Below are 23,514 nucleotides of genomic sequence, written 5' to 3'. Positions count from 1 at the left end.
GTTGTTCCTATAACCCACTGAATTTATTCCAATACTACCTTAATCAACTGCATAAGAGACCTAAGCACATGAGAATTTTGCGTGGCTCCCCAGCTCTATCTGAGTTTCGTGTTAACAAGCTTTTAGAGCTTTGTCGTGAATTAAGCTTACCTGTAACAGGTATTTACGCTGAGTTTGCCCACTTTGCTGATTTAACGGCAGACCTAGATGAGTCTGAAGTTGAGAAGCTAGAAAAGCTACTGACTTACGGTCCAACGATTGAAGAGCATGAACCTGAAGGTTTATTGCTGCTTGCAACGCCACGCCCGGGCACTATCTCGCCTTGGTCTTCAAAATCAACAGATATCGCACACAACTGTGGACTGGCTAAAGTGTCACGTCTAGAGCGCGGTACTGCTTTCTACATTGAAACTTCTTCTGAACTTTCTGAGCTTCAACTTGTTGAACTGAAAGCGATTCTGCACGATCGTATGATGGAAGTGGTTTTCACTGACTTCGAATCGGCAGCGGCACTATTCAAAGTTGCTGAGCCTGCTCCTTATGCGGAAGTTGACCTATTAACAGGCGGACGTAAAGCGCTTGAAGAAGCAAACGTTACCTTAGGTCTTGCACTTGCAGAAGATGAAATTGATTACCTTCTTGAAAGCTTCACTGAAAAGCTAGGTCGTAACCCGACTGACATCGAGCTAATGATGTTTGCACAAGCGAACTCAGAGCACTGTCGTCACAAGATCTTTAACGCTGATTGGACTATCGATGGCGTTAAGCAAGAAAAATCGTTGTTCAAGATGATTAAGAACACCTTTGAAACGACACCAGAACACGTTCTGTCTGCTTATAAAGATAACGCAGCGGTAATGACAGGTTCTGAAGTCGGTCGTTTCTTCCCTGATCCAAAAACTCGTCAGTACAACTACCACCAAGAGAAAACACACATCTTGATGAAAGTTGAAACGCACAACCACCCAACGGCTATTTCTCCATGGCCGGGCGCATCGACAGGTTCAGGCGGTGAAATCCGTGATGAAGGCGCGACAGGTATTGGTGGTAAGCCAAAAGCAGGTCTAGTGGCGTTCTCTGTATCTAACCTTAAGATCCCTAACTTTGTTCAACCTTGGGAAACAGATTTTGGTAAGCCAAGCCGTATCGTTACTGCATTGGATATCATGCTTGAAGGTCCTCTTGGTGGCGCGGCATTCAACAACGAATTTGGTCGTCCAAACCTACTAGGTTACTTCCGTACTTACGAAGAGAAAGTAAATTCTCACGCAGGTGAAGAAGTACGTGGTTACCACAAGCCAATCATGCTGGCTGGTGGTCTTGGTAACATCCGTGACGAGCACGTTCAGAAGAAAGAGATCCCAGTAGGTGCAAGCCTAATCGTTCTAGGTGGTCCTGCGATGAACATCGGCCTTGGTGGCGGTGCAGCGTCTTCAATGGATTCTGGTTCTTCTTCAGAAGATTTAGATTTCGCTTCTGTACAACGTGAAAATCCAGAAATGGAGCGTCGTTGTCAGGAAGTTATCGACCGTTGTTGGCAGCTAGGTGATGCGAACCCAATCGCATTCATCCACGATGTGGGCGCGGGCGGTATCTCAAATGCACTTCCTGAGCTTGTAGACGATGGCGAGCGTGGCGGTATCTTTAACCTGCGTGACGTGCCAAACGATGAGCCGGGTATGAGCCCACTTGAAATCTGGTGTAACGAATCTCAAGAGCGTTACGTAATGGCGGTTGCTGATAAAGACATGGCAACGTTCGACGCGATTTGTAAGCGTGAACGTGCACCATACGCCGTGGTTGGTAAAGCAACGGAAGAGCGTGAACTTAAACTAGAAGATTCACACTTCGACAACACGCCAATCGATATGCCAATGGACATCCTATTAGGTAAGACACCTAAGATGCACCGTGACGCGAAAACGCAAAAAGCAAACAACCCTGCGATTGACCGTTCTGGTATCGAGATGAACGAAGCGGTTGACCGTGTTCTTCGCTTGCCAACAGTCGCTGAGAAAACATTCCTTATCACCATCGGTGACCGCTCGGTAACAGGCCTTGTAGCTCGTGACCAAATGGTTGGCCCATGGCAGATTCCTGTTGCTAACTGTGCGGTAACGGCAGCAAGCTATGACTCTTACCACGGTGAAGCGATGTCTCTTGGTGAGCGTACGCCAGTGGCATTGCTAGACTTCGGCGCATCGGCTCGCCTAGCGGTTGGTGAAGCAATCACAAACATCGCAGCGACTAACATCGGCGATATCAAACACATTAAACTGTCGGCGAACTGGATGTCTCCAGCGGGTCACCCAGGTGAAGATGCAGGCCTTTACGAAGCGGTTAAAGCAGTGGGTGAAGAGCTATGTCCAGCACTGGGTCTAACTATCCCAGTGGGTAAAGACTCAATGTCGATGAAGACTAAGTGGGAAGAGAACGGCGAGCAGAAAGAAGTAACGTCTCCGCTATCTCTTGTTATCACTGCATTTGCTCGTGTTGAAGATGTTCGTAAGACAATTACGCCTCAACTTCGTACTGACAAAGGTGACACTTCACTGGTTCTTATCGACCTAGGTAACGGCAAAAACCGTCTAGGTGCAACGGCACTGGCGCAAGTTTACAAGCAGCTTGGTGACAAGCCAGCAGACGTAGACAACGCAGCACAGCTAAAAGGTTTCTACGAAGGCGTTCAAGCACTGGTTGCTAACGACCAAGTTGTGGCTTACCACGATAAAGGCGATGGTGGTCTGTTCGTAACACTGGCTGAGATGGCGTTCGCTGGTCACTGTGGTGTTAATGCAAACATTGGAGCTCTAGGTGAAGACACGCTAGCAGCACTATTCAACGAAGAGCTAGGTGCGGTAATCCAAGTTCGCAACGATGACCTAGACGCGGTTCTTTCAACTCTTGCGGCAAACGGCCTAGAAGCGTGCTCACACGTAATTGGTTCTGTTGAAGCATCTGATGAGCTAGTGATTAAGTCTGGCGAGTCTGTTGTGGTTGAACGTAACCGTACTGAGCTACGTACTATCTGGGCTGAGACGACGCATAAGATGCAAGGTCTACGTGATAACCCAGCATGTGCAGACCAAGAGCACGAAGCGAAGAAAGACAACTCAGATCCGGGTCTAAATGTGAAATTGAGCTTCGACGTAAATGAAGACATTGCTGCACCGTTCATCAACACTGGCGCTAAGCCTAAGATGGCGATTCTACGTGAGCAGGGTGTTAACTCTCACGTTGAAATGGCAGCAGCATTCGACCGTGCAGGCTTCGAAGCAACTGATATTCACATGAGCGACATCCTTACGGGTCAAGCGGTTCTAGAAGAGTACAACGGCCTTGTGGCTTGTGGTGGCTTCTCTTACGGTGACGTACTAGGCGCTGGTGAAGGTTGGGCTAAGTCGGTTCTGTTTAACGATTCGACTCGTGAGCAATTTGAAAACTTCTTCAAGCGTGAAGATACCTTCTCTCTAGGTGTGTGTAACGGTTGTCAGATGTTGTCTAACCTACGTGAACTTATCCCTGGTGCAGAGTACTGGCCACGTTTCGTTCGCAACGAATCTGAACGTTTTGAAGCGCGTTTCAGCCTAGTAGAAGTTCAGAAATCTGATTCTGTATTCTTCAATGGCATGGAAGGTTCTCGTATGCCAATCGCTGTTTCTCACGGTGAAGGCCGCGTAGAAGTACGTGACAACGACCACCTAAACGCGATTGAAAACTCAGGTACGGTTGCTCTACGTTACGTTGATAACCACGGTAACCAAACTCAGCAATACCCGAACAACCCGAACGGTTCGCCAAACGCTATCACAGGTTTAACAACGACGGATGGCCGCGTGACAATCATGATGCCTCACCCAGAGCGTGTATTCCGCACGGTGGCTAACTCTTGGTCTCCTGAAGGCTGGGGCGAGAATGGCGCTTGGATGCGTATGTTCCAAAACGCACGTAAGAATGTGGGTTAATCATGCCGCGTTAATCTAGATTAGATTAAGCAAAAATTAAAAGCGCAGATCGAAAGGTCTGCGCTTTTTTTTGTGAATTTTTTTGGAACCAGAGTGATAAATTGAGGTTTGCAGTTTGCTGTTCTAAAAATCTCCACTACGCTAAATGTTATGGAATCAATTTGTTAGGCGAATAATGTCTGTTTTTACGCAGAGTAATATTCGTTCGTCTGTGCAAAAACTGAATCAATCATCGTGGCATAAGAGGGAACTATGAAAACAACAATCACAAAAGCCGTTGCAGTGGCAGCGATTGTCATGTCGTTAGCTGGGTGTGTAGGTAGTAACGCTGTGACCGGGAAATTAATGAAGTTTAACGTCGAGGTAGTGGATAACCGTTACGCTCGTGCGGGCGTCAACTTCTTGCTTGCTCCGGTTTACGCACTAACAACCGCAGCCGATTACATTGTATTTAACTCGATTGAATTCTGGGCTGGTAAAAACCCACTTACTGGTGCGCCTCACATCTTCGATAGCAAAGTCGATACCATGATCGATGTGAATGACAGTCTAGACGATTCACTAAAAGAAGCACCACTAGGCTTCAACAATCGCCAGATCGAATGGGGTGAAATGCAGCAAATCGATGAAAACACGATTCGCATGGATATCACTTACAACGATGGTCAGAAAGCAGTACTACTGGGTGTTCGCGATGGCGATAAGGTCAGCTACTACATGGATGGCACATTGGTATCTGAAACCTCTATCCAGGCTCTAGAGCAGTTAGCCGCAGAGAAAGTGTAACGTCTTTCATTATCTATAGATAAAAGAAAAGCCGCTGGATTTAACCCCAGCGGCTTCGTATTTTCTAGCATCTAGCATCTAGCATCTAGCATCTAGCATCTAGCGCTTAGATTAGTTGTTGCTGTGTAGCTCGCTGTTCAGCTCAACAGCAGACTTGTTCGCTAGACACTCAATTTGACCTGTGATCGAGTTGCGACGGAACAGCAGATCAGAAACACCAGCTAGGTCGCGAGCTTTAATGATTTCTACCTCGTTGCCTTCTTTATCTAGCATGCGAACTTTTGTACCAGCCGTTACATATAGACCAGACTCAACAGTGCAGCGGTCGCCCATTGGGAAGCCAAGACCTGCGTTTGCGCCTAGTAGGCAGTTTTCGCCGATAGAGATAACCATAGTACCGCCACCAGACAGAGTACCCATGATAGAAGCGCCGCCACCGATGTCTGAACCGTTACCTACAACAACACCTGCAGAGATACGACCTTCAACCATGCTTACGCCTGTTGTACCCGCGTTGAAGTTGATGAAACCTTCGTGCATTACCGTTGTACCTTCACCCACATGTGCGCCAAGACGAACACGAGAAGTATCAGCAATACGAATACCTGTTGGTACCACGTAATCCACCATTTTAGGGAACTTGTCTACGCAATCTACAGACAAAGCGCGACCTGCAAGGCGAGCTTCGATTTGACGCTCAGCCAGCTCAGGTAGGTCGATTGGGCCTTCGTTTGTCCATGCGATGTTGTGCAGTAGACCGAAGATGCCGTCTAGTACCGTACCGTGTGGTTGAACTAGGCGGTTAGAGATAAGTTGTAGCTTTAGGAAGCCTTCAGCAACAGATGCTGGCTTCTCGTCAGTCGCAAGAACAACAAGAACCAATGGTTGATCAGATGCTGCTGCTTTTTCTGCGAAAGATGCGTTTGCTGCATCGTCGTTTGCTGCGAATGCTTTCGCTAGTTCTGCGCTTTGTGCAGCAGAGATTTCGATAGCTTGGTTGCCTTCAGTGTAACCTGCTACTTCACCAACAGCCGCTACTAGAGCGTCGCTTGGGTTTAGAAGTGGGCTAGGGAAGAACGCTTCAATGATTTTATTGTCGCGGTTTTTGGTTGCCGTACCGAAGGCTAGTGAAAAGAAAGCCATGTTGAATCTCCATGTGTTGAGTCTTGAATTTGCTATTTCATAACAGTGGCTCGAATAACGAGCGCCGTCGTTAGCAAAGTTAATTTAATTGCGTTCATCATAAAGAGATCGCCCTCGTTATGAAAGGGCGCATCGGGATAAAGTCTGTAAAATGATATTGCTTGTCTTTTTAGCGATAGTTTTCATTATCCGGATATCACACCACGTTCTTAATGTTGCAGTGTTTAATTAAACTATGCAGCATAATTTGATTTCCATATTCGCTACTCATACCTAACCCACCTTGTTGTTAGCTATATCAATAGGATGAGTCACACTTCCTTTATAAATCTATGTTTATTATCAGAATTATTCGACTTCTGTTGATTAATCGCTTGTGCCTACAGTCCGAGTAAATACTCAAGTTTTCAGCTGCGTAATTAAGATGAAGATCACTATAACCCTATATTAATTAAGTATATTTCCAGCCATAACGACATTAAAACGATTAATAAAGGATCTTCTATGAATTTTACTAAGTCTTTACTGGTGCTCTCTATCGGCGTAGCGATGGTTGGCTGTGGCTCGGACAGCAATGATACCGCAGTGACATGTGACACTGCTGCTTCTTGTACCAAGTTTACTGTTTTACATACCAACGATAACCACGGTCGTTTTTGGGAGAACAGTAAGGGTGAGTACGGAATGGCTGCTCGCAAGACTTTGATCGATAGCATTCGTGCTGAAGTCACCCAAAACGGTGGTGAAACCATTCTATTGTCTGGTGGTGATATTAATACAGGTGTGCCTGAGTCTGACATGCAGAACGCAGTACCGGATTTTGTTGGTATGAACCTTCTTGGTTACGACGCAATGGCATTAGGTAATCATGAGTTCGACAACAGCTTAGATGTGCTAGAGATGCAGGCTGAACTGGCTGATTTCCCAATGCTAGCGGCGAATATTTATATCAAAGATGGAGACACAGTTACTGATGAACGCCTTTTCTCTCCATACAAAGTATTCACTATTAATGGGTTAAAAATAGCTGTTATTGGCCTGACAACCAAAGATACGGCGAAATTGGTTAACCCTGATAATGTCGCGACGATTCATTTTGCGGACCCGCAAGTAGAAATCAAAAAAGCCATAAAAGAAATCGAGGCCAATGAAACGGTTGACCTGATTTTTGCTACTACGCATATGGGGCACTACGCTGATGGTCAACATGGTAGTGAAGCTCCTGGTGATGTGTTACTTGCTCGTTCACTGGAGGAAGGGCAATTAGATGCCATTATTGGCGGGCACTCCCAAAACCCAGTTTGTATGGAAGGTAATGAATACGCAGACTTTAATCCGGGAGATGATTGTAAGCCAGATCAGCAGAATGGGACTTACATCATGCAAGCACATGAATGGGGCAAGTATGTAGGTCGAGCTGACTTTGAGTTTTATGAAGGCAAACTGCATTTAGCGAAGTACGATCTGGTTCCTGTGAACTTGAAAGAGAAAGACGAAAATGGTGATTATCAGTTTATCCAAACTGAGATTGAACCAGACTTAACAGTGATTGCGACGCTTTCTGCGTATCAGCAACAAGGCCAAGAGTTGCTTGATGAAGTGATCTCAAATACAGATGCGAAGCTTGAAGGTGATCGTAATGTGGTTCGCTCTGAGCAGACTAACCTTGGTCACTTATTAGGCCACGCTTACCGAACTTACGACTTAGTGAATGCTGATTTCGGCGTGATGAATTCTGGTGGTGTACGTGATTCGATTCAAGTGGGCGATGTGACGTATCGTGATGTGTTGACGGTTCAACCTTTTGGTAATTTCGTAACTAAAGCTACGATGACAGGAGCTGAAGTAAAAGAGTATTTAGACGTTGTTGCTACGATGACGGCAGGTTCTGGCGCTTATGCTCAACTGGATAATATTAGCTTGACTGTAAATTGCGACTCGAGTGATGTGACCATACGTGACATTAACAATAAAGGTTTCAGCTTAACTGATACTTATACCTTTTCTGTGATCAGCTTTAGTGCAGCTGGTGGTGATGATTATCCGGTAATTGATGTTGAATCGACGCAGCTGGCGGATGCCTTTGTACTTCGTGAATTCTTTGTGAAGCATCCTAATATAACAGCTGCAGATTATGCGCCAGAAGCTGGTAAGTTAATCTATATGAGTAATGGCTTGGAAGTGAAAGGTTGTCCTGCTAGCTAATTTATAACTCATAAACAAAAACGACAAAGAAAATAGCCAGCGAATCGCTGGCTATTTTTGTATAAAACTTAGTGGAGTTAGAGGCTAGACAAACAGTGCTTTATGAGCTTGCTCGATACCTTCAATCAACATCTGCATACCGATAACAGCCAGTATCAAACCCATCATTCGAGTAATCACGTTCAGTGCGCTTGGCCCTACCGCTTTCACGAAGCGTTCGCCAAACACAAACAATACGTAAGTTAAGGTACACAACAGACCAAACGCGATGATGGTGATGACGGTTTCATAGATGCCCTCGGTGCTAGCAAAGTTCATCGCGGTGGCAATTGTCCCCGGACCTGCCAGTATCGGCATGGCCAGTGGTGATACTGCGATACTTAGCGCCGCGTCTTGTTGGGCATCTGAGTTAACCTTCTCTTTCGCCTTCGAGTGTGTTGATTCACCTTGAAGCATGTGAAAGCCAATCAAGAAGACCAAAATACCGCCTGTGATGCGCAGGGCATAAAGCGTGATACCAAAAAGGTCAAAAATCAGTTTACCTGAAATGGCAAACGTACTGACGATAATGAATGCGATAAACACTGAGCGGAACGCGATTGACTTAACTGTCTCCCTGTCGTTGTCGCCTGTTAAACCAAGAAAGATCGGTGTGTTAGCGATAGGGTTCATGATGGCGAAAAAGCCCATGAACACGGTGATGGTATGAATGATGAGCTCTTTCATATTATTCCTTTAAAAAGATGCAGTTAAATACACATATTGAATAAGAATAGATACTAGAGCAAGTATGAATAAAAAACAGCCAGCATAGGGCTGGCTGTATAGTTTTAGTGATGGGAGTAGAGTTTTGATTGTGTGTTGGTGTCGATTTTTCAACTAACGCCTCGGCTTGAGGCGCTAAATGCTGACAATCACTTCTATCATTATGCGTTTTGAGATTCGCTTACCGCGACAGCCAGTGCAACCGTAGCACCGACCATTGGGTTGTTACCCATGCCAATGAAACCCATCATAGCAACGTGAGCAGGAACTGAAGAGCTACCTGCAAACTGAGCGTCTGCGTGCATTCTACCCATGGTATCTGTCATGCCGTAAGACGCAGGGCCTGCCGCTACGTTGTCTGGGTGCAATGTACGACCTGTACCACCGCCTGAAGCAACTGAGAAGTAAGGCAGACCTTGGCGAGTACGCTCTGCTTTGTAGATACCCGCAACAGGATGTTGGAAGCGTGTTGGGTTGGTTGAATTACCCGTAATGCTCACATCCACCTCTTCTCTGTGCATGATTGCTACCCCTTCACGAACATCATCAGCGCCGTAACACAAGATCTCTCCGCGAGGGCCATTTGAGAAACGGCGACGTTCTGTTTCAACGAGTTCACCGGTTTGGTAGTCGTATTGAGTGCGCACGTAAGTGAAGCCATTGATGCGTGAGATTAAGTACGCCGCATCTTTACCTAAACCATTTAGGATAACTTTTAATGGATTTTTACGTGATTTATTGACGTTCAGTGCGATTTTAATTGCGCCCTCAGCGGCAGCAAAAGACTCGTGACCTGCAAGAAAAGCAAAGCAATGACTCTCTTCATTCAGAAGACGAGCAGCAAGCGCACCATGACCAATACCTACTTGACGTTGCTCAGCGACACTACCGGGTTTTGTGAATGCTTGGAGGCCTTCACCAATGATATTCGCTGCTTGTTCAGCGTTGCTTGCTTTACGGAATAGAGCCATAGCTGTGCCTAAGGTGTATGCATCGGCTGCGCTTTCAAAAGCAATTGGTTGAGTGTCCATCACCAACGTTTTTGGGTCTACATTGTGTGCTTTACAGTATTGCTCTGCTTGCGCCAAAGAGTCGAAGTTCATTTCTGCCAATGCGCGAGTTACTGATTCATTAAATTGAGTGTTCATCATATCTTTCCTCTTAATTGGCAAAATTATTGTTGGCGTGGGTTAATGGTGGTCACGGCTTCGTCGAAGCGACCATAAGTCCCTGTCGCAAGGTCGGCCGCTTCATTGGCTGGCACGCCTTGATTAATCGCCTTCATCATTTTGCCGAGGTTGAGATACTCGTAGCCAATCACTTCGCTGTGATCATCAAGTGCTAGCTTGGTTACGTAACCTTCTGCAAGCTCTAGGTAACGAACGCCTTTTGCTGCGGTTGAGTAGCTGGTGCCTACTTGGCTGCGCTGTGTTTGACCTAAGTCTTCTAATGCTGCGCCGATCTCTAGGCCACCTTCAGAGAAAGCAGACTGGGTTCGACCGTAAACAAACTGCAGGAAGATCTCGCGCATCGCGACGTTAATCGCGTCACATACCAGGTCAGTATTGAGTGCTTCTAGAATGGTTTTTCCGGTAAGAATTTCAGCGGCCATCGCAGCTGATTGTGTCATACCTGAACAACCAATCGTTTCGATGAGTGCTTCTTCGATGATGCCGTTTTTTACGTTAAGAGTCAGTTTGGCTGCACCTTGTTGTGGTGCACAAGTGCCTACGCCATGGCTTAAGCCAGAAATAGCGATGACATCTTTTGGACTAACCATGGCGCCTTCAACTGGAATTGGAGCCGAGTTGTGAAGATCACCCCTTTGAATAGGGCACATGGATTGAATTTCTGAAGAGTAATGCATATTGTTTTCTCACTAATAAAGTCGTATTGACCTAGGGCGTTGAGAAAACAGGACGTGTTGGAAGAGGTGCGGCTAGTTCACTACAGATCTTGAGTATCGATAATCCAAAGGAGTCATGGGATTTGGTCCTAATAGACGCAGCCCATTTCAAAGTGGAGGAGTAGCGATACATCCAACAGTATTACCTGTTTTCGATTCTGTAGGAGTCATTAGCACGGTTCAAAAGAACGGGCGGTTGAAGCAAAAGCTTAGGTGGAACCCCATCACCTGATGGCTATAGATTAGATCTTTATCACACTTTTGTGCAAGCGAATGTTTAGAGCGATTTCGACTATAAACAAGCATCATTATATTTCGATAAGTATAAAAAAACGCCAATAACTGACTCTGATTAGAGGTGTCATTGGCGTTTTTTAGAAAACTTCAGCTAGTTAAGCCGCATCTTCTTCTGCGTCTTCAACAGCTTCAAGCTTCTTCGCTTTTTTCGGAGCTGGCTTACGCTTCGCACCTAATGCGTAAAGAACTTCTTCTTTGTTCTTCGCTAGGTACATTGCAAGTTCTTCTTGCTTGCCTTCATCTTCAACTAAATCGCTTTTGCCTAACAGTTCAAAAAGCTCATCAGCCATATCCAGCATTTTGTCGTATGCGTCAGCTTCGGCTTTAGAGGTAAAAGTCATTTTCTCTTCTCCGTTGCGTTCCACCACGTACTTGACGATAACAGCCATGGTTAATCCTCTAAGTTTGATAAATTTTACTGGCTTTTTATACAGTTTCTGATGTTAAAAGTCCAGTTGGAGCCCGAACTATGCGGCCTCAATCTTGATGTGTCGCCCAGTCTTCACAATAACTCATGAAAGATTTCAGCAATGGGCTTTGGTACTTGTCTTTGTGGACCAGCATCCAGAACCGACGTTTCATATCAAGTGGCACATTAAGCGCTTTTACACGGCCTGAATCGATCGCTCGCTGAGCAGCTAAACGAGACAAACAGGCAAAGCCAAGACCGGCAGAAACAGAGTTGATGATTGCTTCTGTGGTGTTGAGCTCAAAAGACTCATACCAATGCTCGATGCGTGGTGCGACGGCTCGTAGGAAAAACTCACGCGTTCCTGAACCGGATTCGCGCAATATCCAATGGCTGTCTTCTAAATCTCGCAACGCGATTTTGTCTTTTGCCACTAAAGGATGTTGATTACTAACGATAATACACATTTCATCGCTACTAAACTGGCTAGAGATCAACTCCGGATGGAGTGTTTTTCCTTCAATTAACGCGATATCCAGTTCATAATCCACCAACTTTTGACAGATCAGGGCACTGTTTGAGATGAACAAACTCTGGTCTTGGTGCTGAGTTTTTTCTCGAAAGCCAGACAAAATAAAAGGCGCAACCTGATTACCGATCGTGTCACTCGCGCCAACCTTGAGATTGCCACTTAAGGGCTGGTCGTCACGGAACAGAACATCGATGCCTGCTGCCCGGTGAAGAATCTCATCAGCCAAGGGAAGCAGTTTATGTCCTTCTTGATTGAGAATTAATCGGTTGTTGACCCGGTCAAATAGAGAGTGCCCTAGCTGTTTTTCCATTTCACCGAGTGCCATGCTAACCGCGGCTTTAGAGAGAAACAGAGCTTCCGATGCGGCGGTAAGTGTCGAATGCTGGGTAATGGTGACAAACACTTTGAGCTGTTTGATTGAGATATTAGCCATCAGGTTCCTACTTTTACGCTGCTGGTGGAATTGGTTGTTCAGTATTGATGAACGCTTGTTATATATAATTGGATATAACTTAACGAAGTGCAAGCGTATTATGGCTTCAACAAGCTGATGAGTTCACAAGTTTTGTGAATTAAGTTCAAGAGAGGCTCACATGATTCAACGTATTAAATATAGATTAACAGGAGCTCCAACACCCATGGCAGGGTTAGCACTAGCAATCGCAAGTTTAGGCTGGTGCTGGGATGGCGTTTTAGTCGCACAAGGTATTTTACACACTCCTGGTTTAGTGCAGTGGACCAGTGCGGGTATCGCGGCGGTATTACTTCTTGTTTTAGCTGTGAAATTTTTGATTCATGGTCATTTATTGCGTGAAGATCTTGCTCACCCTGTAGTGGGTAGTGTAGTACCAACATTTGCGATGGGCAGCATGGTGGTGTCAGCATCTTTAGCGCCGATTTCTCAATTTTTACAAGAAGCGATGTGGCTTGCAGCGGTTGCTCTACACGTTATCTTCTTAGTGAGCTTTTTGTACCACAGAGCTAAAAACTTTGAGATTCACCATATGGTGCCAAGCTGGTTCGTACCGCCAATCGGTATCATTGTGGCAGACGTATCTTTCTCGGGTAATCCAGTTTTAGAGCCTGTAGCGAACGCGACTTTGGTATTCGGCTTATTGGTTTATGCTGTGATGCTACCACTGATGGTTTACCGTTTGATCTTCTCTCACGAAGTGCCAGATGCAGCAAAACCAACCATTGCGATTATGGCAGCACCAGCAAGCCTATCTTTGGCGGGATACCTAACAGTGACAGCAAGCCCTTCACCAGTGATCATTGGTTTGTTATTTGGTATTGCAGTGTTGATGACGTTCATTATCTATATGGCGTTTTTCAAACTACTTCGTCTGCCATTCAGCCCTGGCTATGCAGCGTTTACCTTCCCAATTGTGATTGGTGCAACAGCCTTGTTTAAATTGGCTGCGTGGATGCAAGCACAAGGTATTGAAGCGCATTACATTAACCAAGTGTTTAACCTAGCTTATTTAGAGCTGATTGTTGCGACGTTGGTGGTAGGTTATGTCGCTGTTCGTTACTACATGAACTACAAACCTCATCGTGTTTTAAGTGCGGTAGCGGGCAGATTGTAAAGGGCAATAGTTCAAAAGATAAACGGACCTTAAGCTTTCGGTATTTCATAAGCTTATATTCCTCATCCAAACTCAGCACTTATGCTAATCTGGCAGTATATTGTGGCAAGATTAGCGTGAGTGCACTTTGTTTACTGTTTACCATTCCAATAAAGTTGATACTTTAAAAATTCTTCTCGTTCACTTAATCAAAAGTGACCCTTTAGCCAATCCTTTCGAAAAAGAGCAGATCTTGGTTCAGAGCCCGGGTATGTCTCAATGGCTTAAGATGGAACTCGCCAAAGAGTTTGGTGTAGCAGCAAATATCGATTTTCCTCTTCCAGCAACCTTCATTTGGGATATGTTTACCCAAGTGCTTCCTGACGTACCGAAACGCAGTGCTTTTAACAAAGAAGCGATGACGTGGAAGCTAATGAGTTTGCTACCTGCAAAGCTTGACCACCCTGATTTCTTACCCCTACAGCGCTATCTTGAAAACGACGAAGACGGCTCTAAGTTGTATCAATTAGCCGAGAAAATTGCCGATATCTTCGATGGTTACTTGGTATATCGCCCTGAGTGGATGGCGATGTGGGAAGCGGGAGAACCCGTTGCAGAATTGATTGATAGTGAAGGGCAACAAGAGCACCCTTGGCAGCCGATTTTGTGGAAGGCACTCTACGAGCAAACGCTCTCTCAAGGCCAATCGAAATATCACCGTGGTAATTTGTATCACGATTTCATTGAAGCGTTAGCTAATCAACAAGGCCAATTACAACACCTGCCGAAACGTCTGTTTGTGTTTGGTATTTCGTCACTGCCTCCTCGCTACATGGATGCCTTGAAAGCGCTTGGCGAACAGATTGATGTCCACCTGATGTTTACCAACCCTTGCCAACATTACTGGGGCGATATTCGTGACCGTAAATACTTGGCGAGAGTGGAAGCGCAGCGTCGTAAGCAGTTTGCTTTGGTTGATGGTTTACCTCAGCTAGAAGGCGAAGTCTCACCATTAAAAGATGGCATTGAATCCAATATTGAAGACGAACTGCATACCAGTCAAGCGGTCGGTAATAGCTTACTGGCGTCTATGGGTAAACTGGGCAGAGATAACCTGTTCTTGCTGTCTCAATCAGACAGCGAAGAGCATGAGTTCTTTATTGATGTCGAGAGAGACAGCCTGCTGCATCAACTGCAAGCCGATATTCTTGAGTTAGAAGAGCACCAAGACGATCACATCTTAGACTCCAGCAACCATAAACAAGTGGTTGAGCTGGGCGATCGTTCGTTGACGGTACACGCTTGTCACAGCCCAATGCGCGAGGTTGAAGTTCTTCATGATCAGTTGTTAGCAATGTTTGACGCTGACCCAACATTAAAGCCACGCAACATCATCGTTATGGTGGCAGACATCAATGCTTACAGCCCTGCTATTCAGGCGGTATTTGGTAATGCTCCAGGTGAGCGTTATATCCCTTACTCGATCTCGGATAGAACCGCAGATCAAGAGAGCCCAATTCTGACCGCGTTCATGCAGTTGGTCGCGCTACCGAACACGCGTTGTCTAGCTTCTGAACTTCTAGAGCTATTAGAAATCCCAGCGATGATGGCACGCTTCGGTATTGATGAATTTCAATTTGAACAAGCTAAGCAGTGGGTTGAAGAAGCGGGTATCCGTTGGGGTGTTGACTCTTCTACCGCAACGGAATTTGATCTACCTGCAACCGAGCAAAATACTTGGCTATTTGGTATTCAGCGCATGCTCTTAGGTTATGCGATGTCGGATTCTGCAGGTTTGTTTGAAACTGAACACTCTCCGATTGCTGCTTATAACGAAGTTCAAGGCATTAACGCCGAACTTGCTGGTAAGTTAGCGCACTTTATTGATCGTATTGCCCATTACCGTCAACGCCTTGCTGAGACGCAATCCATCGATATGTGGCGTGAAACCTTGCTGCAAATGATTGATGATTTCTTCGCCGTTGAGCTAGAAGGCGAGGTGGTGCTTAAGTCGATTCGTGATGCACTTTCTCAACTCAATGAACAGCTTGATGATGCCTTGTACGAACAAGAGCTATCGCCAAGCATTATCTATCAGTACTTGAATAATAAACTGTCGGGCGCGCGTATCAGTCAGCGTTTCTTAGCGGGGCAAGTGAACTTCTGTACCCTGATGCCGATGCGTTCCATCCCGTTCAAAACTGTTTGTCTGTTAGGCATGAATGACGGTGTTTACCCACGCTCAATGCCGCCAGAAGGTTTTGACCTAATGAACGGACGCACTCGTCCCGGTGACCGTTCTCGTCGTGATGATGACCGTTACCTATTCTTAGAGGCGATGTTGTCGGCGCAAGAGTGTTTATACATCAGTTATGTCGGCCGCTCGATTCAAGATAATACTGAGCGAGTACCGTCGGTATTGGTTTCTGAGTTGATTGAGTACTGCCACCAGAACTACTGCCTAAGTGCAGATCAAGCGTTACCAAGTGATGATTCTGGTATCAATCTGACTCAAGCGATCAGCTTTGAGCACACCATGACTCCGTTCAGCCCGGCAGCTTTTACACAAGGTGATGAAAGCCATGTATTGAGCTACGCCAAAGAGTGGCTTCCTGCAGCTAACCGTTCTGGTGAGCGCAGTGGTGAATTCAATCGCGCTTTGGATGACTATTTGCTTGGTGCGACTTATCCGTTAGAACTCGATTTGGTTGAGCTACAGCGTTTCTGGCGCTTGCCAGTGCAATACTTCTTTAATCGTCGCCTAAAGGTAGTGTTTGAGCCACCGCTTCCGGTAATGGAAGACGACGAGCCGTTCGTGCTTAATGGCTTAGAAAGCTTCCAGCTTAAAGATGCGCTGCTGCAGGTACTGTTGGATCACCCGGAAGGAGCAGATGAAGCGGTTCGCTTGTTTGTTTCTGAGCAAAAAGCCCAAGGTCGATTACCGGTTGGTGCTTTTGGTGATATCGAGTTTGAAACCAACCGTGTTCAAGCAGAAGACTTAGCCAAAGAGATTCGATTCGTGAGCGGCTCGCCACAGCAAGATCTTGAGGTAAATATTGAATTTGACGTGCTAGGTGAAGGAAAACCTGTTCGTTTGATGGGCTGGCTTACTCAAAACTATCAATCGGGTTTGGTGCGTTTTCGTAGTGGCAAAATACGCTCTCAAGATTACTTGGCCGCGTGGATCGATCACTTGTGTTGCGCAGTGATGGGGCAGGGCAAAACGACTCATATTATTGGCTACGACAGAAAAGAAGGCGTGGTTCACCAAACGTTACAATCGATTGTTGATGCGCAGCAGGCGAAGAGTTTGTTGGCGGAGTTAGTACGACTGTTTTATCAAGGTATGACTGCACCACTGCCTTACTTCCCGAAAACCGCATTGGCCGGCGTTGAAGCGGGCTTTAGCCGTGGTAAATGGGTCGATGATGAAGAGAAGTCACTTAAGAAAATGGCCGATACTTTTAATGACAGCTTCGCTTTCACTGGCGAGGGTCGAGATACCTACATCTCGCGTATTTGGCCTAAATGGGACGATGAGCTGGCTGCTGAGTCGCGAATGTATTCGACGCTTGTGTTACAGGCGGCAAGGTTGGCGGCTGCCGATCTGGAAGATCAGGAGTAAGTGGCTGTGATCGACAAGATCAATCGCGGGTTCGCTGAATTAATGAATGGCAGAAGAGAGTCGCTGGTAAGCGTTTGGAGTGTCTGCTTTCCTGGAGAAAGGAAGCAAGGTACAGGAAATAAAGTGGCCGCCAGTAAATCATTATTAGTGTAGGGCGTTCGCTGTACGGCCACAGGTCAGAGGGACCATTATTCTGTGGTTCTAAGTAGGCAATGAGTATAAAACTCGAATCGCGCTCCTGGACTCGTGGGCGCATAGTAGCGAGGCGATCCGAATTGATCCGTGAGAGAGATCGCACTAACTATTAACAAATCAGCGTAGGACGTAAATTGAATGACGTTTTCCACGCTAGGTCACATTTGTAACAACATATTTATCAGAAGGCAGTAAGGCATGACGACCACAAGCAGTGTTCAGGTAATTGCTCCACAAACACTCAACACCATGACGTTTCCACTTCATGGTGCGCGTTTAATTGAAGCATCGGCGGGTACAGGTAAAACATTTACCATCGCTGGCTTGTACTTACGCCTACTGCTCGGACACGGCACGGCAGCACCACAAGGTGAGCTCGCGGAAGCTACCCGACATCACGAGCCGCTCACTGTAGATCAAATCCTGGTCGTGACTTTTACCGAAGCGGCAACCGCAGAGCTACGAGATCGTATCCGTGCTCGAATCCATGATGCGCGCATTGCGTTTGCTCGTGGGCAAAGTGATGACCCAGTGATTGCTCCTTTGCTGCAAGCAATCGAAGACCACGCTGGCGCTGCGAAAACACTGCTCAATGCCGAAAGGCAAATGGACGAAGCCGCGGTATACACCATTCACGGCTTCTGTCAGCGTATGTTGACTCAAAATGCCTTCGAGTCTGGCAGCCGCTTTGATAATGAGTTTGTGACTGATGAAAGCCATCTTAAAGCGCAAGTGGTAGCCGACTACTGGCGTAAGCAGTTTTACCCGTTACCTATTCAACTGGCTGGTGAGGTTCGTAATATCTGGGGTTCACCGGCTGCATTATTAGCAGACGTCAATCGTTATCTGACGGGCTCTCCATTGAAGCTAACCGTCGACGCGATGTCGGGGGATTTGCAAACTCTGCACAACCAAAACCTAGATAAAGTGAAGCAACTTAAAGCGCTGTGGTGTGAGTCTGAAGCGGACTTTTTGGCTTTGATCTCTGCTTCGGATGTGAACAAACGTAGCTACACCAAGAAGTCTCTGCCGACATGGTTAGAAGCGGTGACAGCATGGGCGCAGAGCGACACTCATGATTATCAATATCCAGACAAGTTAGAAAAGTTCTCTCAAGCTACGTTAATCGAAAAAACACCGAAAGGTACCGCACCTCAGCATGCAGTTTTCGAAGCGATTGAGGATTTCTTAAATCACCCGGCTGACTTGAAAGCTCCGTTATTAGCGCATGCGATTACTCATTGTCGAACTATGCTAGCCAAGGCAAAACAGCAGAAGCAGTGGTTATCATTTGATGATCTACTGACTCAGTTATCTGCGTCGATCGATGTCGATGAGCAGTCATTGCTGGTGGAAAGAATTCGCACCTTATACCCAGTGGCGATGATCGATGAATTCCAAGATACCGATCCGCTGCAGTACAGTATTTTTAGCCGAATCTACCTCGATAACCCGCAGTGTGGTCTGTTTATGATCGGTGACCCGAAGCAGGCTATCTACGGTTTCCGTGGCGCGGATATCTTTACCTACATTAAGGCAAGAAACCAAGTTAGTGCTCACTATACGTTAGGGACTAACTGGCGTTCGAGTGCAGATATGGTCAGCGCAGTAAACCAAGTGTTTATGAATTCGGATAGCCCGTTTATCTACGATCAAGACATTCCATTTTTGCCCGTTGCTGCCAGTCCATCTGCTGACAAGCGCCAATGGGTGATGAATGGCCAGACTCAACATGCACTGACCTTTTGGCTGCAAGAGGCTGAAGACAAGCCATTGCCGAAAGGTGAATATCACAAGGCAATGGCAGAAGCGACAGCGAGTCAAATTCAAACCATTCTGACCGCTTCTCAAAACCAGCAAGCCTATTTTGATAACGGCAAAAAACAACATGCCGTGAATGCGGGTGATATTGCTGTCTTGGTTCGAACCGGTAGTGAAGGTCGTCTGATTAAGAACGCGTTATCCGAACAAGGCATCGCTAGCGTGTACTTGTCTAACCGAGATAGCGTGTTCACCAGTTTAGTCGCCCAAGATATTCAACGCTTACTGCAAGCGGTGTTGACGCCTGAAAACGACCGTGCGTTGCGCGCTAGTTTAGCCTCAGAGTTGTTTGCTTTGGATGCCGCATCATTGGATGAACTTAACAACGATGAAGTTGTGTGGGAAAACGTTGTTAACGAATTCCGAGAATATCGTAAGTTGTGGCTGCAACGTGGCGTATTACCAATGCTGCGTAGCGTTATTAGCAAACGCCATCTCGCGGAACGCTTATTAGAAGAAGAAAATGGTGAGCGCTCACTCACAGATTTGATGCACATTGGCGAACTGTTGCAACAAGCTAGGCAGGAGCTCGACAGTGACTATGGCTTGCTACGTTGGCTAGCAGAAGCGATCTCGGATGCTAAAAATGGTTTAGGTGGCAGTGAAGACGACATTCAACGCCTTGAATCAGAAAGAAATTTGGTTCAAATCGTTACCATTCACAAGTCGAAAGGTTTGGAATATGACCTAGTATTCCTGCCATTTGTTGCGAGTTACCGAGAAGCGAGTGAAGGCAAATTCTACGACCATGATTCAGATACCACAGTACTGGATATTACAGGTAGTGACAGTGCTTTAGCACAAGCCGATAAAGAGCGACTGGCGGAAGACTTGCGTTTGATTTATGTAGCGCTGACTCGTGCGGTTTATGGCTGTTTTATTGGTATGGCGCCACTGCGTAAAGGGCGTTCAACCAAAGAGCCGACAGGTGTGCATTTGAGTGCGATGGGCTATTTGGTTCAAAACGGTCAAGAGCAAGGCATTGCCGAATTGCATCAGGCCCTTGCAGCCATTGAGGGCAAGAACTCCAGTGTGCTGTTAGCCGAAACACCTATCGCTCATGATCATGTTTTTGTACAAACAGAACAAGTGAGTGACGACTTACATGCTAATGAACTCAAGGCTTCAATCGACCGAGCTTGGCGTATCACCAGTTATTCGGGGCTTGTAAAGCAAGGCAGTCACGGTGCGAGTCATGACGCGACCATTGAGGTGTCTGGCTTTGATATTGATTCGGCTGATGAGCAGGATGAGTCTGAGTTGATTGAGCCTGAACGCTCTATCTTTACGTTCCCTCGTGGTGCTCGCCCAGGTACTTTCTTGCACACCTTGTTTGAGGAGGTTGAATTTACCGAGCCAGCAACCAGTGAACATAACACGCAAGTAATCACTCACTTATTAGAATCAGAGCAATATGAATTAGAGTGGCTACCTGTGCTTCAGCAACTGGTCGATACAGTGCTGAACACCGCATTAGACGGCAAGAACTTAAAACTAAGCGAGAAAGACTCAACACAACGCTTAGTTGAGATGGAGTTCTTACTGCCAATTGAAGTATTGGCCTCATCAGAGTTGAATCAAACCATTCAATATCATGATCCATTGTCAGCCAAAGCGGGCGACCTAGGTTTTCAAACCGTGCAAGGTATGCTGAAAGGCTTCATCGATTTGGTGTTCGAGCATCAAGGTAAATACTATGTTCTTGACTGGAAATCGAATCATTTAGGTGATGATGTTGCCGTCTACCATGGCGAGGCATTGAAATCGGCGATGGCTGACCACCGTTATGATCTGCAATATCAGATCTATGCATTGGCGCTGCACCGTTTTTTGCGTAGTCGTGTTGCCAATTACAGCTACGAACAACATTTTGGCGGCGTGTACTACTTGTTCTTACGAGGAATGGACGGTCAATCTCAGCAAGGTATTTTCTCGGCGAAACCAACACTGGCGTTACTTGATGAAATGGATCAATTGATTGACGGTAAAGTGATAGACAGACGTTCAGCACAATTGAATGACGATGAAACTGGACAGATGGGGCTTTTATAATGACAACAACGACCACTAATACCAGCATAGAAACAGCGAACACAACGAAGCCAGTTTCACTTATTCCTGAGCAATTTATGGATGTACTCAAGTTTCTTGCAGATAAGGGTTCGATTCGTCAGTTGGATTATCAGTTTGCCCGTTTTATTGCTCAGCAAGCCACGAGTTACTCTCAAGAGATCGGCTTTCTCGCTGGGGTAGTGAGCCATGAATTAGGCAAAGGACACATTTGTACTCAGCTTATACAGCAGCATACGATAGGCCCTGCACAAACGGCAGATATAGCCCAGTTACTTGGGTTGTACGGTGAAACGGCGCTGCAATTGAATCAAAAGCTATTAGGTATTGATTGGGTGACTGTTTTGCAATCATCTAACCTCGTTGGCGCAACTAATGACTGTGTTAAGCCTCTGATGTTTGATGGGCAGCGCGTCTACTTACAGCGTTACTGGAACTATGAAGTTGTGCTGGCTGACACCTTAAATCGTTTAAGTAAGCCGGTAGAGTTCAATATTGAACAGAAAAAGGCGCTGACGGAAACACTCAATCAGCTTTTCGCACGTAGTTATCACTTTCTGTTTAACGCCTTAGCCAAGGCTGAAACAAATCAGCAGACGTCTCAGGTACTGCGCCAACAGTTGGTGTGTGATCATCTTGATATTGTCGATGAGCAATCTTTGAATTGGGGCGCAATTGACCAAGCGATTGTTCAAGCCAAGCAGGTAACGGACTTAGATGTTCTAGACAGCTTGGTACCACTATCGGCATGTTTAAACTGGCAAAAAGTGGCAGCAGCAGTAGCTCTAAGTCGTCGCTTTGCAGTGATCTCTGGTGGGCCGGGTACTGGTAAAACAACCACGGTAACCAAATTACTGTCAGCGATGGTCGAGCAATCACTAAGCCAAGGTAAAACGCCAACGATAAAGCTCGTGGCACCAACGGGTAAAGCGGCGGCGCGTTTAACTGAATCGATCGGTAAAGCGATTGAACAGTTACCATTAGCGCCTGAAGTGAAGGCCAACATACCGACTGAATCGAGTACTTTACATCGATTACTCGGCGCGATTCCTAATCGAGCGGAATTTAGACATAACCGACGCAATCCACTTCACCTTGATATATTGGTAGTGGATGAAGCTTCGATGGTTGATTTATCGATGATGTATAAGCTGGTGGATGCGCTCCCTGGACACGCAAGGCTGATTCTGCTTGGGGATAAAGACCAACTGGCTTCCGTTGAGGCCGGTGCAGTTTTAGGTGATATCTGTTCATTTAACTCTACAGGTTACAGCAGCGCGCAAGGCAACTTGATTGCGGAGATGACTGGCTTTGATGCGATAGCTAAGACACCACAAGCAAAAGCGGGAGCCGTTAATCCTCCGGCGATTGCTGACAGCCTATGTATGCTGCAGAAGAGTTACCGTTTCGATGCGCGCTCAGGTATTGGGCAGTTGGCAAAAGCAATCAATAACGGCTCTGCGAATCAAGTAGACCAAGTGTTTGCCAAAGGGTTTGGCGATATCGAAAATCATCCTCTATCGAGCGATAGCTATAACTTGATGCTGCGTACCTTGGTTAATGAGTATGGTGCGTATCTCAATCGAATGAATGTACCGTTGGAAGAGTTAGAAACTCAAGAAGCGAGAGCCAAATCGGTACTCGATTTGTTCAGCCAATGTCGACTGCTGTGTTCTATTCGTGAAGGCGATTTTGGTGTTAAAGGCCTCAACCATCGTATTGAGAGGGCGCTTGCCGCAAGGCGTTTAGTGAATCCACACAATGATGAATTGTGGTATCACGGGCGACCTGTAATGGTAACGCGTAACGATCATGGCTTGGGTTTATACAATGGTGATATTGGTATCTGCATGCTTGAATCGGATTCAAGCCACTCTGACTCTGCACCTAGATTGAAGGTTTATTTTGAGTTGCCCGATGGCAGCGTAAAGGCGGTGCTACCAAGCCGAGTGCCCGATCATGAAACGGCTTATGCGATGACGATTCACAAATCGCAGGGCAGTGAATTTGATCTGACCTTAATGATCCTGCCGCCAGATTTCAGCCCAATTTTGACGCGAGAGCTTATATACACAGGTATTACGCGTGCGAAGAAACGACTGATGATGTTCAGTGATACTAACGTATTAAAGCGTGGAATTAAGGTGAAAACAGAGCGAGTGAGTGGTTTAGGAAGCCGCTTAACTAGCTAAAGGTGATAGAGGTACATGTACAAAGCAACCATCCC

Annotated in this window: 13 protein-coding genes and 1 riboswitch; of the genes, 7 read left to right on the top strand and 6 right to left on the bottom strand. The window is 46.2% G+C overall.

Annotated features, from left to right (window positions below; translation table 11 throughout):
• Positions 1-68: 68 nt before the first annotated feature.
• Positions 69-3,965, top strand: a complete 3,897-nt coding sequence (gene purL / locus A142_RS12035) for a phosphoribosylformylglycinamidine synthase (protein ID WP_019823895.1) — start codon at positions 69-71, stop codon at positions 3,963-3,965.
• A 252-nt stretch (positions 3,966-4,217) separates the two neighbouring features.
• Positions 4,218-4,751 (top strand): DUF3332 domain-containing protein, encoded by a 534-nt coding sequence (locus A142_RS12030; RefSeq protein WP_019823893.1) that lies wholly within the window; start codon positions 4,218-4,220, stop codon positions 4,749-4,751.
• Positions 4,752-4,862: 111 nt separating this feature from the next.
• Here A142_RS12030 and dapD read toward each other — a convergent pair whose 3' ends face one another.
• Entirely contained in the window at positions 4,863-5,894 is a 1,032-nt protein-coding gene (dapD, locus tag A142_RS12025) for a 2,3,4,5-tetrahydropyridine-2,6-dicarboxylate N-succinyltransferase (RefSeq protein ID WP_019823891.1), read from the bottom strand.
• A gap of 504 nt (positions 5,895-6,398) precedes the next feature.
• Between dapD and ushA the strand changes: the two genes are divergently transcribed.
• Positions 6,399-8,099 carry a bifunctional UDP-sugar hydrolase/5'-nucleotidase UshA gene (gene ushA, locus A142_RS12020; protein WP_019823889.1) on the top strand — a complete coding sequence of 567 codons (1,701 nt, stop codon included), beginning with the start codon at positions 6,399-6,401 and terminating at the stop codon, positions 8,097-8,099.
• A gap of 84 nt (positions 8,100-8,183) precedes the next feature.
• On the opposite strand, the gene A142_RS12015 is transcribed toward ushA, so the two are convergent.
• The 5 genes from A142_RS12015 to A142_RS11995 all read right to left on the bottom strand — a co-directional run bounded on the left by A142_RS12015 (position 8,184) and on the right by A142_RS11995 (position 12,441).
• Positions 8,184-8,825, bottom strand: a complete 642-nt coding sequence (locus tag A142_RS12015; RefSeq protein WP_004737591.1) for a MarC family protein — start codon at positions 8,823-8,825, stop codon at positions 8,184-8,186.
• A gap of 200 nt (positions 8,826-9,025) precedes the next feature.
• Entirely contained in the window at positions 9,026-10,015 is a 990-nt protein-coding gene (locus A142_RS12010; RefSeq protein ID WP_019823886.1) for a GGGtGRT protein, read from the bottom strand.
• A 23-nt stretch (positions 10,016-10,038) separates the two neighbouring features.
• Positions 10,039-10,731, bottom strand: a complete 693-nt coding sequence (locus tag A142_RS12005; protein ID WP_017071044.1) for an iron-sulfur cluster assembly scaffold protein — start codon at positions 10,729-10,731, stop codon at positions 10,039-10,041.
• 193 nt (positions 10,732-10,924) lie between these two features.
• Positions 10,925-11,008, bottom strand: a riboswitch (Fluoride riboswitch).
• Positions 11,009-11,162: 154 nt separating this feature from the next.
• Positions 11,163-11,456 (bottom strand): YebG family protein, encoded by a 294-nt coding sequence (locus A142_RS12000; RefSeq protein ID WP_008223840.1) that lies wholly within the window; start codon positions 11,454-11,456, stop codon positions 11,163-11,165.
• Positions 11,457-11,544: 88 nt separating this feature from the next.
• Positions 11,545-12,441 carry a LysR family transcriptional regulator gene (locus A142_RS11995; RefSeq protein WP_019823882.1) on the bottom strand — a complete coding sequence of 299 codons (897 nt, stop codon included), beginning with the start codon at positions 12,439-12,441 and terminating at the stop codon, positions 11,545-11,547.
• A gap of 205 nt (positions 12,442-12,646) precedes the next feature.
• On the opposite strand from A142_RS11995, the gene A142_RS11990 reads away from it, so the two are divergent.
• The 4 genes from A142_RS11990 to recD all read left to right on the top strand — a co-directional run bounded on the left by A142_RS11990 (position 12,647) and on the right by recD (position 23,479).
• Complete coding sequence (locus tag A142_RS11990) at positions 12,647-13,597, top strand: TDT family transporter (protein WP_029405558.1); 951 nt, start codon at positions 12,647-12,649, stop codon at positions 13,595-13,597.
• A gap of 127 nt (positions 13,598-13,724) precedes the next feature.
• Positions 13,725-17,201 (top strand): exodeoxyribonuclease V subunit gamma, encoded by a 3,477-nt coding sequence (gene recC / locus A142_RS11985; protein WP_019823878.1) that lies wholly within the window; start codon positions 13,725-13,727, stop codon positions 17,199-17,201.
• 393 nt (positions 17,202-17,594) lie between these two features.
• Entirely contained in the window at positions 17,595-21,269 is a 3,675-nt protein-coding gene (recB, locus tag A142_RS11980) for an exodeoxyribonuclease V subunit beta (protein WP_019823874.1), read from the top strand.
• Positions 21,269-23,479: an exodeoxyribonuclease V subunit alpha gene (gene recD, locus A142_RS11975; RefSeq protein WP_019823872.1), complete on the top strand. Its 2,211-nt coding sequence runs from the start codon at positions 21,269-21,271 to the stop codon at positions 23,477-23,479. Before recB ends, recD begins: the two co-directional genes overlap by 1 nt.
• Positions 23,480-23,514: the final 35 nt, after the last annotated feature.

Origin of the sequence: Vibrio splendidus 12E03 (assembly GCF_000272105.2) — a bacterium.
Taxonomy (GTDB): Bacteria; Pseudomonadota; Gammaproteobacteria; order Enterobacterales; family Vibrionaceae; genus Vibrio; species Vibrio splendidus_I.
Note: the sequence above shows the minus strand (reverse complement) of the source record. Positions and strands in the feature narration are given on the sequence as shown.

Bases quoted from the DNA above. Each gene is read 5' to 3' on its own strand.
- purL (WP_019823895.1), top strand. From the start codon at position 69: ATGAGAATTTTGCGTGGCTCCCCAGCTCTATCTGAGTTTCGTGTTAAC.
- A142_RS12030 (WP_019823893.1), top strand. From the start codon at position 4,218: ATGAAAACAACAATCACAAAAGCCGTTGCAGTGGCAGCGATTGTCATG.
- dapD (WP_019823891.1), bottom strand. From the start codon at position 5,894: ATGGCTTTCTTTTCACTAGCCTTCGGTACGGCAACCAAAAACCGCGAC.
- ushA (WP_019823889.1), top strand. From the start codon at position 6,399: ATGAATTTTACTAAGTCTTTACTGGTGCTCTCTATCGGCGTAGCGATG.
- A142_RS12015 (WP_004737591.1), bottom strand. From the start codon at position 8,825: ATGAAAGAGCTCATCATTCATACCATCACCGTGTTCATGGGCTTTTTC.
- A142_RS12010 (WP_019823886.1), bottom strand. From the start codon at position 10,015: ATGATGAACACTCAATTTAATGAATCAGTAACTCGCGCATTGGCAGAA.
- A142_RS12005 (WP_017071044.1), bottom strand. From the start codon at position 10,731: ATGCATTACTCTTCAGAAATTCAATCCATGTGCCCTATTCAAAGGGGT.
- A142_RS12000 (WP_008223840.1), bottom strand. From the start codon at position 11,456: ATGGCTGTTATCGTCAAGTACGTGGTGGAACGCAACGGAGAAGAGAAA.
- A142_RS11995 (WP_019823882.1), bottom strand. From the start codon at position 12,441: ATGGCTAATATCTCAATCAAACAGCTCAAAGTGTTTGTCACCATTACC.
- A142_RS11990 (WP_029405558.1), top strand. From the start codon at position 12,647: ATGGCAGGGTTAGCACTAGCAATCGCAAGTTTAGGCTGGTGCTGGGAT.
- recB (WP_019823874.1), top strand. From the start codon at position 17,595: ATGACGACCACAAGCAGTGTTCAGGTAATTGCTCCACAAACACTCAAC.
- recD (WP_019823872.1), top strand. From the start codon at position 21,269: ATGACAACAACGACCACTAATACCAGCATAGAAACAGCGAACACAACG.